This window comes from Marinobacter halophilus (assembly GCF_003007685.1).
GTDB lineage: Bacteria > Pseudomonadota > Gammaproteobacteria > Pseudomonadales > Oleiphilaceae > Marinobacter > Marinobacter halophilus.
In genome coordinates, this window is the sequence record NZ_PXNN01000017.1 from 595304 (window position 1) to 609156 (window position 13853).

General features: G+C 57.1%; 11 protein-coding genes. 2 read left to right on the plus strand and 9 right to left on the minus strand.

Features of this window, described 5'->3' with window-relative positions:
* Positions 1–2: 2 nt before the first annotated feature.
* The 4 genes from C7H08_RS16650 to C7H08_RS16665 form a co-directional block, all read right to left on the minus strand.
* A complete protein-coding gene (locus C7H08_RS16650; RefSeq protein WP_106673341.1) occupies positions 3–806 on the minus strand; it encodes a Na(+)-translocating NADH-quinone reductase subunit C in 804 nt (267 codons plus the stop codon).
* On the minus strand, positions 799–2007 hold the full coding sequence (locus C7H08_RS16655) for an NADH:ubiquinone reductase (Na(+)-transporting) subunit B (protein WP_106673342.1): 1209 nt from the start codon (positions 2005–2007) through the stop codon (positions 799–801). Before C7H08_RS16655 ends, C7H08_RS16650 begins: the two co-directional genes overlap by 8 nt.
* Before the next feature lie 4 nt (positions 2008–2011).
* The gene (locus tag C7H08_RS16660; RefSeq protein ID WP_106673343.1) at positions 2012–3361 is read right to left on the minus strand and encodes a Na(+)-translocating NADH-quinone reductase subunit A; all 1350 of its coding nucleotides are present in this window, start codon (positions 3359–3361) and stop codon (positions 2012–2014) included.
* 320 nt (positions 3362–3681) lie between these two features.
* Positions 3682–5151, minus strand: coding sequence for a glyceraldehyde-3-phosphate dehydrogenase (locus C7H08_RS16665; protein WP_106673344.1), 1470 nt, complete (start codon positions 5149–5151; stop codon positions 3682–3684).
* Positions 5152–5321: 170 nt separating this feature from the next.
* Between C7H08_RS16665 and mfd the strand changes: the two genes are divergently transcribed.
* Together mfd and C7H08_RS16675 are read left to right on the plus strand one after the other, a co-directional pair.
* The gene (gene mfd / locus C7H08_RS16670) at positions 5322–8855 is read left to right on the plus strand and encodes a transcription-repair coupling factor (RefSeq protein WP_106673345.1); all 3534 of its coding nucleotides are present in this window, start codon (positions 5322–5324) and stop codon (positions 8853–8855) included.
* A 111-nt stretch (positions 8856–8966) separates the two neighbouring features.
* Complete coding sequence (locus tag C7H08_RS16675; protein WP_227663316.1) at positions 8967–9671, plus strand: CsiV family protein; 705 nt, start codon at positions 8967–8969, stop codon at positions 9669–9671.
* Here C7H08_RS16675 and C7H08_RS16680 read toward each other — a convergent pair.
* The 5 genes from C7H08_RS16680 to C7H08_RS16700 are packed head-to-tail and all read right to left on the minus strand — an operon-like array spanning position 9652 to position 13849.
* Positions 9652–10434 (minus strand): S-methyl-5'-thioinosine phosphorylase, encoded by a 783-nt coding sequence (locus tag C7H08_RS16680; protein ID WP_106673347.1) that lies wholly within the window; start codon positions 10432–10434, stop codon positions 9652–9654. The genes C7H08_RS16675 and C7H08_RS16680 overlap by 20 nt on opposite strands.
* Entirely contained in the window at positions 10418–11635 is a 1218-nt protein-coding gene (locus tag C7H08_RS16685; protein ID WP_106673348.1) for a mechanosensitive ion channel family protein, read from the minus strand. The genes C7H08_RS16680 and C7H08_RS16685 overlap by 17 nt, the downstream gene beginning before the upstream one ends.
* Before the next feature lie 23 nt (positions 11636–11658).
* Positions 11659–12159: a L,D-transpeptidase family protein gene (locus tag C7H08_RS16690; RefSeq protein ID WP_106673349.1), complete on the minus strand. Its 501-nt coding sequence runs from the start codon at positions 12157–12159 to the stop codon at positions 11659–11661.
* A 58-nt stretch (positions 12160–12217) separates the two neighbouring features.
* Entirely contained in the window at positions 12218–12895 is a 678-nt protein-coding gene (locus tag C7H08_RS16695; protein WP_106673350.1) for a TetR/AcrR family transcriptional regulator, read from the minus strand.
* Positions 12896–12955: 60 nt separating this feature from the next.
* The gene (locus C7H08_RS16700) at positions 12956–13849 is read right to left on the minus strand and encodes a hypothetical protein (RefSeq protein ID WP_106673351.1); all 894 of its coding nucleotides are present in this window, start codon (positions 13847–13849) and stop codon (positions 12956–12958) included.
* Positions 13850–13853 lie beyond the last annotated feature (4 nt).

Consider the following 13853-nt stretch of genomic DNA (forward strand, 5'->3'; position numbering starts at 1 on the left):
GATCAGACCTCCCCTTCACGAAGTTTTTTCAGGAACGGCGCGTAGCCACGGTCACCCATCCAGTAGTTGACCAGCTGTTCCACGCCGCGGCTCGTCAGGGTCGCTCCGGAAAGCGCATCGACTTTATGCTCTCTGTCGGCTGCGTCAGCACTTACACCGCCTTTGACCAAGCGAATCTGCGGCTCTTCAAGATCATCGCCGTAGACCTCCTTGCCCACCCACTGACTTTTCCAGCGAGGGTTATCGACTTCACCACCCAGCCCCGGGGTTTCGGCGTGATCGTAGAAACCCAAACCTTCAATAGTGTTGGCATCACCCTCAAGGGATACGAAGCCGTACAGAGTGGACCAAAGGCCGTAACCGTGCACTGGCAGAACCACGCGAACCAATTCATCGTTCTCGGTCAGGGTGAAAATCTTGGCTACGTTAGGACGACGCTTGATGCCGGCCTTGTCTTCGGTATTCGGGATGTTGGTGGACATCTGCGGATCCGACGCGGCCTTATACATGTCGTACTTCATGGGGTCTTGGACACCCACATCAGACGGCTGAACGAAGTCACCACTGTCCAAATCCAGCAAACGCACGTCAAAACGAGCAAACTCTTCCTCGATCTCCTCAGCGCTGGCACCTCCTTTCAGCATTCCGGCGGCTGCCAGGATGTTGGTTTTGATGTCCAGATTCTGGTTCTTGATCTGCGCCGGCCTGAGTGAAACCGCCGCGGTGGAAACCACCACCGAGAAAAACACACTCAACACCAGCGCCACCAACAGCGTTCTGGAGACGGTATCTTTTGCTTTAGCCACGAGCGAGCCTCCGTTTGATGTTGGCCTGAACCACGTAGTGATCCATCAGCGGCGCGAACAGGTTAGCGAACAGAATTGCCAGCATGATGCCTTCCGGAAATGCCGGGTTGACCACGCGGATCAGTACGGTCATCACACCCACCAGGATGCCGAAGCACCAACGTCCGGTATTGGTCATGGCGGCAGACACCGGGTCCGTGGCCATGAACATCATGCCGAAGGCGAATCCGCCCATAACAAGATGCCAGTGCGCCGGTACCGCGAAGAACGGATTGGTCTCTGACCCAACAATGTTCAGCAGCAACGACATACCGATCATACCCAGCAGCACACCGCCGACGATCCGATAACTGGCAATCTTCATTGCCAGCAAAATCAGACCGCCAATCAATACCGCCACGGTCGAAGTCTCACCCATGGAGCCCTGTACAGTGCCGACGAATGCGTTCATCCAGCCGATCTGGGTCTCAAGCGCTTCCATACCGCCGGAAGCCGCCCAGCTCAGCGCAGTGGCGCCACTAAAGCCGTCAACCGCAGTCCACACCGTGTCACCAGAAATCTGAGCCGGGTAAGCGAAGTACAGGAAGGCGCGGCCAGTCAATGCGGGGTTGAGGAAGTTCTTACCGGTACCGCCGAATACTTCCTTACCAATCACCACACCGAAGGTGATACCCAGAGCCACCTGCCACAAAGGAATGGTGGGCGGGCAAATCAGCGCGAACAGCACCGAAGTTACGAAGAAACCCTCGTTCACTTCGTGGCGACGAACCGTGGCAAACAGGACTTCCCAGAAACCACCAACGATGAACGTCACCGCGTAGATAGGCACAAAGTAAGCCATGCCGTAAACGAAGTTATCCCACCAGCCGGCGCCTTCCCCGGTGATGGCCAGCGCCAGAATAAAGGCCTCACGCAGGGCGCCATCCGCAACCATCGCGTCCGGATTGACCGCGAGGTAGCTGTTGGCCTGAAAACCGATGTTCCACATGCCGAAGAACATGGCCGGAAAAGTACACAACCACACGGTAATCATGATGCGCTTGAGGTCTACGCCGTCACGCACATGAGAAGTGGTAGAAGCTACCTTGCCAGGAGTGTAGAAAATGGTATCGACGGCTTCATAGAGCGCGTACCAGCGTTGGTACTTGCCACCTTGTTCAAAGTGATGCTCGATGCCATCGAGAAACTGTCGGATTGCCATCGTATTAGCCCTCGATCTCGATTCGGGTCAGATTCTCACGCAGAATCGGGCCGTATTCATATTTGCCGGGGCACACGAAGGTGCACAGCGCCAGATCTTCTTCATCCAGCTCCAGGGCACCCAGTTTCTGTGCCGTTTCGGTATCGCCGACAATCAGCGAACGCAGCAACTGGGTTGGCAGGATATCCAGCGGCATGATCTGTTCATAGGCACCCACCGGCACCATGGCACGTTCACTGCCGTTGGTGGTGGTGGTGAAGTTGAACAGTTTGCGACCGCGGGCAAGGCTGGACAGGTAAATGTTCAGCACCGAGAACTTGTTGGCGCCCGGAGACAACCAGCCAATGAACTCACGCTTGGTCCCCTCTTCCAGTAGCGACACCTGGTTGGCAAAACGGCCCAGATACGCACACGGGCCTTCACCACGGCGACCGCCAAAGACAGAACCGGAAATAGCGCGTACTTCACAGCCAGTCTCGGTTTCGCCATCCAGCAATTCCGGCAGATTGGCACCCAGGCGAGTACGCACCAGGCGTGGCTGCACAGCTTTTGGACCGCCAATCGCCACGATCCGCTCAACCGGTACTTCTCCGGTCTCGAACAGCTTCGCGATATCAATAACATCCTGGTAGTTGATTGACCAAACAGCCTTACTGACAGAGACCGGATCCAGGTGATGGATGTGAGTGCCGACGTTGCCGGCCGGGTGCACACCGTCAAACTGGTGTACTTCGATGTTGTCGGCCTTCGGCACGGCGACGTCAGAACCCGGCTTACCAGTGACAAACACCTTGCCATTGGTCAAGCGTGAAATGATGGTTAACCCTTGCTCAAAGGCTTTGCTGTTCTCAGCGATGATCACAGTCGGGTCGGCCGCCAGGGGATTGGTGTCCATGACGGAGACAAAGATGGAGTTGGGCGCAGAGTCGATGGCCGGAACCTTGCTGTAAGGCCGGGTGCGGAACGTGGTCCACAGGCCGGATTCAACCAGATTATCGACGACCTGCTGGCGCTCCAGGCCGGCAAGATCCGAATCACTGTAGCGGGCGTAGACTTCTGCCTCGTCACCATCGATTTCGATGACAACAGATTGGAATACGCGGCGATCACCGCGATTGATTTCTTTCACCACACCAGCGGCGGGTGACGTATAACGAACGCCTTCGGTCTTCTTATCCGTGAACAGCAGCGTACCGCGCTTGACACGGTCTCCCTCTTTCACTTCCATCGTCGGCTTCATGCCGTTGTAGTCAAAACCGATCAACGCTACGTGGCGAATCGGCTTGCCGTCAGTGATGGTCTGTTCGGGAGCGCCGCTGATGGGAAGATCCAGGCCTTTTTTGATCTTGATCATTAGCCTCATCCAGTCATCAGAAACTATTCTGTGGATTTACAACGCCCGGCCCCTGAGACCCGGATTTCTGTCCGCATTGCGCCAGCTTAAAATCAGCTTATGGTCCGAACGCCATGGCAACTGCTGCCGATTGACGCCCAACGCCGGGAAAGAAGAGAAACGGGGCCAGACATACCCAAAATCGCGCCAATTATAGAGATTAAGGATCGTCATTTCCACCGGTAAGGGAAATGGTTTTGTAGCGCACAGTAACGAAAAACCCCGGTTGCTATCGCTTCCGGGGGTTTTCAGTCTTACCCTGCGAAGTCAACCTTACGATTTTAGTCGCGGGCGCGCTTCGGGAAAATCGGGTAGTTCACACCGGCCATCTGGTTTACACAGCGGATAACCTGAGCGCTATAACCGAATTCGTTGTCATACCATACGTACAGGATCAAACGCTTGCCGTTGGCAATGGTGGCCTGGGCATCGACGATACCGGCGTGACGGGAGCCCACGAAGTCGGTGGAAACCACTTCCGGAGAGTTAACGAAGTCAATCTGCTTTTGCAGCTCAGAGTGCAGAGCCATCTCCCGCAGATACTCGTTAACCTTTTCGACATCCACTTCGGACTTCAGATTCAGGTTCAGGATCGCCATGGACACGTTTGGTGTCGGTACCCGTATGGCATTACCGCTCAGCTTGCCTTTCAGTTCCGGCAGGGCTTTAGCGACCGCCTTGGCAGCACCTGTCTCGGTGATGACCATGTTCAGCGCCGCACTGCGACCACGACGGCTACCCTTGTGGTAGTTATCGATCAGGTTCTGGTCGTTAGTGTAGGAGTGCACCGTTTCAACGTGACCGTCTTCGATGCCGTACTCGTCGTTGATGGCTTTCAGCACCGGCGTAATGGCGTTGGTCGTACAGGAAGCGGCAGACAGGATCTTGTCTTCGTCGGTAATCCAGTCGTTGTTAATGCCATAAACAATATTCTTGATATCGCCCTTGCCCGGAGCCGTCAGCATAACCCGGCTGACACCCTTGGATTTCAGGTGCAGGCCAAGACCGGCTTCGTCACGCCAGATGCCGGTGTTGTCGATCACGATGGCGTTGTTGATACCGTATTCGGTGTAGTCGACCTTGTCCGGACCGTCTGAGTAAATCACTTTGATAAAGTTACCGTTGGCGATCAGTGCGCAGTTTTCCTGATCCACGGTGATGCTGCCATCGAAAGGCCCATGCACAGAATCCCGACGCAGCAGGCTGGCCCGCTTTTCCAGATCGTTTTCCGCACCGCCCTTGCGAACCACGATGGCGCGCAGCCGCAAATCGTTACCGCCACCGGCCTTTTCGACCAGAATACGAGTCAGCAAACGACCGATACGGCCAAAGCCATATAGCACCACATCTTTGGTTTCGTTACGGGCATCACGCTCAGGCTGGGTAGAATACTGACCAACCACCGGGCCAATTTCACGCTTGAGAAACTCGGTCAGGTCACCACCTTCGGCCTTGAACTTGACCGCAAGTTTACCGATGTCGATGTGGGCGCGACCCAGTTCCATACCGTCCATCGCCTGAAGAATCGGCAGAGTGTCGCGAACAGACAGCTCGTTGTTCTCAACCTGACGCACAAAGCGATGGGCACGAATAATGTCAATAACCGACTGATTGATGATCGCACGACCGTAAACAGACGTAACAACGTTGTTCTTGCGGTACAGGCGGCCGATAAGCGGAATCATGGCTTCCGCGGTGGACTCTCTGTCCATCCAGTTGGACAGGTGCTCGTTGATCTGTTCGTGACTCACGGTTGGAACCTCGTATAGCACTGGGAATAATTGGTGGCGCACATTATCCAACTTAAGGCGCCTCACGGCAAATAGCGATTAATCTACCCCGGCCATGACACTGAAACCCCCGAACGCTAGAATAGCTCCGCCCTGTTCCAGACGCGCCCACTCAGGAGATTTGTCAGCTCATGACTCAAGGTTCAGCCCGTGCCGCATCAACGGCCCAACTGATTGCCCCGGCCGCCCCGGAACGCAGCGCCGACCACCGCAAGTGGGGCCAGCTTCACGGCTGCAGTGATGCTCTGGCGATCTGTGAGAGCGCCAGAAGCCACCAGGGGCTGACTTTGGTGGTCACGCGCAGCACCGATAACGCCATCCGCCTTGAGCAGGCCATTCGCTTTTTCCTGAACCTGCCACCAGAAGAAGACGGCGCGACAACCACCGAAGATGGGCTCGAACTGCTTTCATTGCCGGATTGGGAAACCCTGCCCTACGACCTGTTTTCGCCCCATCAGGACATTACATCCCGGCGCATACGCACCCTGCACCGGCTGCCCTCTACTCAGCACGGAATTCTCGTAGTCCCGGCCCGCACCCTGATGCACCGGCTGGCACCACCCAGTTACCTGCAGGGCAATACGCTGCTGCTGAAAACCGGGCAGACGCTGAACATCGATAGCTGGCGCATGCAGCTCGAAGCCGCCGGATATCATCACAGCGAGAATGTTTACGAACACGGGGAGTATGCCGTGCGCGGTGCCATTCTCGACATCTACCCGATGGGCTCCAACCTGCCCTACCGGATTGATCTGTTTGATGACGAAATAGAGACCTTGAGAACATTCGATCCGGAAACCCAGCGTTCGATCGACCGCATCGAGCAGGTAGAGCTGCTGCCTGCCCACGAATTTCCCTGGCACAAAGAGGCACGGTCCGGGTTTCGGAACCGCTGGTTCGAACACTTCCCTCACGCCGATAAGAACTCACCGGTGTATCAGGACGTCAGCAATGGCATTACCCCACCGGGCATCGAGTATTATCTGCCGCTGTTCTTTGACAGCACAGCGACGCTGTTCGACTATTTGCCACCGTCCACCCTGGTCTTTACCGCCGATGGTCTGAACGATGCGGTGGAGGCCTTTGATGCCGAAACCCGCAGTCGCCACGAAGATCGTCGACATGACCGGCTGCGCCCGATTCTGCCACCGGGGGAACTGTTCTTGCAGCAGGACGAAGTGTTCGGCGAGTTCAAACGCTATCCCCGGATCACCTGCACAACCGACCTGACCGAAGGCGCCGGTACCGCCAACTGTGGCGCTGACTCACTGCCAGACGTGGCCATGGATGGCCGGGCGGCAGACCCGGCCGGGCGACTCAAGCGATTTATCAAGGAGTTTTCCGGGCGAGTACTGATCTGCGCCGAATCCTCCGGGCGTCGTGAAGCCCTGATCGAGAACCTGAGTGATCACAAACTGAAACTGGCCACCGTCGGCAGCTGGCAGGAATTTCTGGACAACCGGGACATTACCCTGGCCATCACTATCGCCCCCATGGAACAGGGCATGGTATTGCCGGCGCAGCAATTGGCCCTGATCACCGAAACCGCGCTGTTCGGCGAGCGGGTGCTGCAGCGCCGGCGCCGGGACAAGCCCACCGAAGTAGACGACGCCGGTTACCGTGACCTGTCCGAACTGCGCATGGGCTCGCCGGTGGTGCACATTGACCACGGTGTTGGCCGCTATAAAGGCCTGGAAACCATCAGCGCCGGGGGTGAATCCAACGAGTTCCTGACTCTGGAATACGCCGGCGGCGCCAAGCTGTATGTTCCGGTCTCCAGCCTGCACCTGATCTCCCGCTACGCCGGCACCGATGAAGAACACGCGCCCCTGCACAAGCTGGGCACCGACCGCTGGAGTACCGCCAAACAAAAAGCGCTGGAAAAAATCCGGGATACCGCAGCCGAACTGCTCGATGTCTATGCGCGCCGCGAGGCCCGCAAGGGCTTTCAGTTTGAAGACCCGAAGGAGGCCTATCGCTCCTTTGCCGCCGGCTTCCCGTTTGAGGAAACTCCAGACCAGCAGCTGGCCATTCAATCAGTGTTTGAAGACATGACCAGCGAGCAACCCATGGATCGCCTGGTGTGTGGTGACGTCGGCTTCGGCAAGACCGAAGTAGCCATGCGCGCCGCTTTCCTGGCGACCTGGTCCGGCAAGCAGGTCGCCGTCCTGGTGCCCACTACCCTGCTCGCCCAGCAGCATTACGAGTCGTTCCGGGACCGGTTCTCTGACACCCCGGTGTCGATCGAACTGCTCAGCCGTTTCCGCAGCGGCGCCCAGACCAGCAAGGCCATGGCCGCGATTGCAGAAGGCCAGGCCGACATCGTGATTGGTACCCACAAACTGCTGCAGGGCGACGTGAAGTTCAAAAACCTGGGCCTGGTGATCATCGACGAGGAACACCGGTTTGGCGTGCAGCAAAAAGAAAAACTGAAATCCCTGCGCGCCGAGGTGGACATGCTCAACCTCACCGCCACCCCCATACCCCGAACCCTGAACATGGCCATGGGCCACCTGCGGGATCTGTCGATCATTGCCACCCCGCCGGCCCGCCGGCTGTCGGTGAAAACCTTTGTCCGCCAGCGCGAGGAAGCAATGGTCAAAGAGGCGGTCCTGCGTGAAATCCTGCGGGGTGGCCAGGTGTATTTCCTGCACAACGATGTATCCACCATCGAGAAAACTGCAGAGGACCTGCGCCGGCTGATTCCGGAAGCTCGGGTGGGCGTGGCCCACGGCCAGATGCGCGAGCGCCAGTTAGAACAGATCATGTCGGATTTCTACCACAAGCGATTCAATGTGCTGGTGTGTACCACCATTGTAGAAACCGGTATCGACGTACCCAGCGCCAACACCATTATTATTGAACGGGCCGACAAGTTCGGCCTGGCCCAACTGCACCAGCTGCGCGGGCGGGTTGGCCGCTCCCATCACCAGGCCTACGCTTACCTGCTGACGCCGCCACCCAAGAGCATCTCAGCCGACGCCAAAAAACGCCTGGATGCCATTGCTGAAGCCCAGGATCTGGGCGCCGGCTTTATGCTCGCCACCCACGACCTGGAAATCCGCGGTGCTGGCGAACTGCTGGGCGACGAGCAAAGCGGCCAGATCGAAAGCATTGGCTTTACCCTGTACATGCAGCTGTTGGATGAGGCCGTCAAAGCTATCCGCGAGGGCCGCACACCCAACGCAGAACTGCCATTGAGCCACGGCACCGAAATTAATCTGCGCATTCCCGCGCTGATCCCCGATGACTACCTGCCGGATGTCCACAATCGGCTGATGCTGTACAAGCGCATCGCCAGCGTAAAAGACGATGAAGCATTAAAAGAACTACAGGTTGAGATGATTGATCGCTTCGGATTGTTACCGGAGCCAGCTAAGAACCTGATTCGCCAGACCCAGCTGAGACTGAAGGCAGAGGCGCTGGGCATTGTGAAAGTCGATGCCGGCAAGGAGTGGGTGCGCCTGGAGTTTGGCGCCTCGACACCGGTAGACCCGCTGATGCTGGTTAAAAAAGTGCAATCCGCGCCCGACACATACCGGCTGGAGGGCGCTAACAGCTTCCGCTTTCGGCTGAATGATGACTCAACCGGTGGTAAACTCGACGCCATCGCCGCAACGCTCAGCGAACTGGCACCCGAAGGCAAGCCGGCCAAGGCGTCGTGAGCCAACAACGATTCAGGTGGAGTAAGACTCTTGCAAGCCCAACCTCTTTGTTCAAGGCACGTTTTAGCTGGCGCCGCTCTGGCAGCAGCGTTCACACTCGCTCCCACGGCTGTGATAGCACAGAGCCCCTCTGGCAACGTTCCCCAGGATTATTACCGGGCTGAATTCATCATTCTGGAGCGCCTGGTGGATCCCACCGGTATTGAAGAGCAAATGTCGGGCAAGCGCGTTGAGCCTTCTATCCATCCAGAAAAGGCTTTGTGGGTAGACCAGGAGGGCGGCAGCCACCGCAGTGACCTCAAACTTGTGCCCCGTACAGAGTTGCACCTGAACCAGGCCGCCGCCAGGCTTGAGCGCAGCGGCAACTACCGAGTACTGGCCGCAACCGGCTGGTATGAGGCATTTCCACCGGATTACGACGGCGAACCCCTGCAGGTCGCGATTGGTGACTGGCTGACAGACGCCGGCCAACGCGCCGTGGAAGGGCACATCGTGGTCGACCGCCAGCGCTTTCTTCACGTGGGCGTTCATCTCAATCACTGGATGATTAACGAGGAGGGCTTGAAGGCGATTCCGGCACCGGAGTTACCCTTAGAAGATGTCGCAGAGCGTGAAGGCCAGGAGGCGCTGGTGACTCAGGCGGACTCAGACAGCGCCGCTGCCGATTTGACTGAGGCTTTTGAAGCGCCCACTGCAGACCCGCTGCAACTGATCACCTGGATTCGGGAAACACGCCGGATGCGAAGTGAGGAAATCCACTTTATCGATTCCCCCACCATCGGCGTGCTGGTGTTCTTCAAGCGGATTGACGGCTAAGCTGACCAAGCCCAGCCATAGATCGCTCAAGGATGAGCCTGACGCCTGACATCCCCTGCTCAATGGCCTCCTCAATTTCCGCCATGGTAATGATGTGGTCGGATTTACCTGCTGCCCAGTTCACCACCAGGCCAAGGCTGACGTAACGCATACCCAACTCGGCTGCCAGCACGGCTTCCGGCATTCCGGTCATGCCCACGATATCGCAACCGTCCCGCTCCATCCGGCGGATTTCCGCTGCGGTTTCAAGTCGGGGCCCCTGAGTAGCACCGTACACACCAAAATCCGAGAACGGCACGCCAGCCTCGGTCGCTACGCGGATCAGCAGCTCTCGAGCGCTCTGATCGTAGGGCCAGGTAAAATCAATGTGGGTCACCTGCTCCAGCTCCCCTTCAAAAAAGGTACTGGCCCGACCCCAGGTGTAATCAATCAGCTGGTCCGGAATCACCACATGGGCCGGGCCCATTTTCTGGTGAATGCCACCAACCGCGTTCACACCCACAACTGTCCGCACCCCGGCGTTGAAGAGCGCCTGAAGGTTGGCGCGATAATTCACCTCATGGGGAGGAATTCGGTGTGGATTACCATGGCGCGCCAGAAATATAACCGCCTGCTGCCCCAACCTGCCTCGCACCAGACTGGAAGAAGGCGCCCCCCAGGCGGTATCAACCTGCTCTTCCCCCACAATGTGCAGGTCACTGAGGCTGGTCAGCCCGGTACCCCCAATGATGCCTACCGGCCCAATGTCAGCGATTGCTGTCATGTGCGCTCTCCATTTGAGTTTCTGTGCTTTGTGTCTGACTACTCTCTTGGCTACTCCCCTTGCCTGGCTCGGAGGTTTCACCCTCGCGGCCGGCACCGCTGACCTTCAAGCCGTCTGGCAAATGCAGCGTACGAGTCGGGAAGGCCACTTCGGCGTCATAGCTTTCGATGATGTCACTGATCTTGAGAAGCACATCCTCTTTAATTTCATGGAACCGAACCCACTGGGTCGTTTTGGTGAAGGTGTAGACCATGATGTCGAGTGACGAGGCGTTGAACGCCAGAAAGTTCACAATCAGTGTTTGCTCGGTCTCAATTTCTTCATGATTTTTGAGCATCTCGCGGATCTCGTCCACGATCTTCTTCATCGAACGGACGTCTGCGTAGCGAATGCCGATGGTTTCGGAGATCCGACGATTGGTCATCCGGGAGGGATTCTCGACCGCAATGGTGGTAAACGTTGCATTCGGCACGTAGAGCGGCCGCTTGTCAAAGGTGCGAATGGTGGTCAGCCGCCAGCCAATATGCTCTACCGTACCCTCTATGTTCCGGTCCGGCGACCGAACCCAGTCGCCCACCTTGAACGGACGGTCCAGGTGAATGATAAAACCGCCGAAAAAGTTAGCCAGCAGGTCTTTTGCTGCAAAGCCAACCGCAATGCCGCCAACACCCCCGAAAGCCAGTACACCGGAAATGCTGAACCCGAGTGTCTGCAGAGCGGTCAGCACTGCGGTAATGATCACCGCCGCCCGCAGCAGTTTACTGATTGCGCTTACCGTGGTGAAGTCCATCGGCTTGCGCATCTTCATCGGCGACACCAGAATCTTCTCGGCTTCCTTGACCAGGCGCAGCAACGCCCAGACAAACACCCACACAAAGCCAATCTGCAACAGGGTCCGGTTGGCCGTAAAGATTTCCGCCTCAGAGAAGCGGTAAGCCACTTCCGCTGCCCAGAAGACGCCCTGAAGCCAGATAAACGCCACGACCGGTGAACGCGCGGCGTGGAGTAGCGCGTCGTCCCAGAGGTTGTTGGTGGAGCTGAATTTCCGCTCCAGAACACCGATCACTCTCGACGCGATAAAAGCCGCGGTGGCGGTACTGAATACCAGTACGAATACCAGAATACTGGCACGCCAACCCTCTGACAGCATTCCAAAATCTTTGATCCAGCTATTCAAGATGCCCAAGGTTTCCAAGACCATTCCACCCCTCTGAACGACTTTATTTAAGTGATGATAACTCGGGTGCCTGGTGTCACCCGATCGAAAAGATCCGCGACATCGGCGTTGCGCATTCGAATGCAACCATGGGAGCGTGCAACTCCCATAGGCTCGGTATCGGGCGTGCCGTGAATGTAGATAAACCGACCAAAAGTATCGACACCCGGGCCCCGGTTGCGCCCCCACTCAGTCCCGCACAACCAGAGAATCCGCGAGAGGATCCAGTCCCGGTCCGGGTGCATGGAAGCGAGTTCGGGAGTATACAGCTCACCGGTAGGTCGACGCGCCCTGAATACTGTATTCAATGGCAACCCGGTGCCAATCATGGCCCGTATGTAGTGCCCACCCAGAGGGGTACAGCCGCTGGCGTTCTGCTCGCCGGGGCCATTGAGCGCTGTCGAGACCCGATAATGGGCCAACTCATCGCCGCCCTGGGTAATCAGTGACAAAGACTGGTGGGCAATGGAGATCGCTACGTGCACGGAGTTACGGGTTCGGGTACTCACAGGGGCCAGGCTCCCTCCGGTTGAAAACCAGAGGGAAGCCTACCCGAGGCGGGGAAGCTCAGGCAACAGAGACTTTGCTCTCAGGCGGGGGCGTCAGCAATTTATCCGGCGCCTGCATGCCAGCTGCCAGGAACGGAACCAGGCGCGCGCCGATTTCCTGAACCGACGTTTCGATGCCAGTCTTGTTCTGCAGGATATCCCGCAGCGCATCGCTGCTGGACATGGTGAAGGCAGTGGCACCCAACATGAACTGAATGCGCCAGTATCGGTCAACGGAAGACAGTTCCGGCGTGGCTTCTTTGAGTAATCGCATGAAGCGGCCAAAAGGCTGACTGTACTCCTGTTCCAGAAACTTTCTCAGATGGCCCTGAGACTGGGTATAGGCCAGACCAAGCAAACGCATAAAGATGGAAATCCCGCGATCATTGCGCTGTGGCATCCGCACTGCGCTTTCGGTGAGCGCCCACAGAGTTTCGTATAGCGTGGGCGGTTTGCCGTCGCATCGATCTTCCAGGTTATCGAAAGCGGTTTCCAGGGTGGTCGAGAACGGCGATAGAAACCGCGCAAACACAGCGTGAATCAATGCGTTTTTCGAGCCAAAGTGATAATTGACAGCCGCCAGATTTACTTTAGCCTTACCGGTAATCATCCGAAGAGAAGTTTCGGAGAATCCCCGCTCGGCAAACAGCTCTTCAGCAGCGTCGAGAATGCGATCAACGGTATCAGACTGCGCCATATTGTTATCAATGCCTTTAGCAAACGTCTGTTTGAAACATACGTTTGAAGCACCGCCATGTCAAGCTCGCTCCACCGGCGCCGCCGCCACCGACCGCCAGCCGTTGTCGATGGCTTGCTGATTACCATCAAAGAATGCCTGCTGAACACGGCCATAAGCCTTTTCCGCTTCCATCAGATAGATCAGATACAACCTCACGTACTCTCGGCGAGTGATGTTCCTGACCAGCGATCGTTGCTCGCTGAGCCTGAGCAGTTCACTGAATCGGGTATGTCTCAGGGCCGGGTTGTATTCCGCCATGCGCGCGGATTGCCAGATCAGACCCTCTTTCCCTTCAAGGTGCTCAATGTGTTTGCGAGCATCTTTCAGCAAGCGTTGCCTTTTCACCACAAGGTCAAGATACGACGGCTTGCCACTGTACATTCGCCGAACAAAGGGCACACCCAACAACAGAATAATGATAAAGGCGCCAAAGCCACCGCCAGCGATCCAGGCAGGAATGAATCCGGTCAGTCCACTCAGGAACACAGAAGCCGCCACTAAGGCACTGAACACCCACAAATCCCTGCTACGCCTGGCGGCTGCCATCTCATAGTTATCGGGCCAGTCCGACATAGCCAACAGATCGAAGTCCATCAACAGTACCCGATCGTTCTGACGCAACATTAACCTGAGTTTCCGCTGGGTTGACTCTGCCAGCGCCTGCTCAATATCACCGCTCGCCGTCGACTCAGGCTCATCAACATCGCTCTGACCAACAGACTCGGCCTGACCGTCATCCGGGGAATCTTCCACAAGTTCATCGTCCAGCGACTGCAAGGCGGCTGTGCGCTGAGCTGAGTTCAGGGCAGACTGGGGCGAACGCGTTATCGGATCAGCCGCACGCCCTGGCCGTAACACAGCGCCAGTAGGGGCGGCATCATCAGTCGTGCCTGGTGCAGTTTGCTCAGCCATCGGG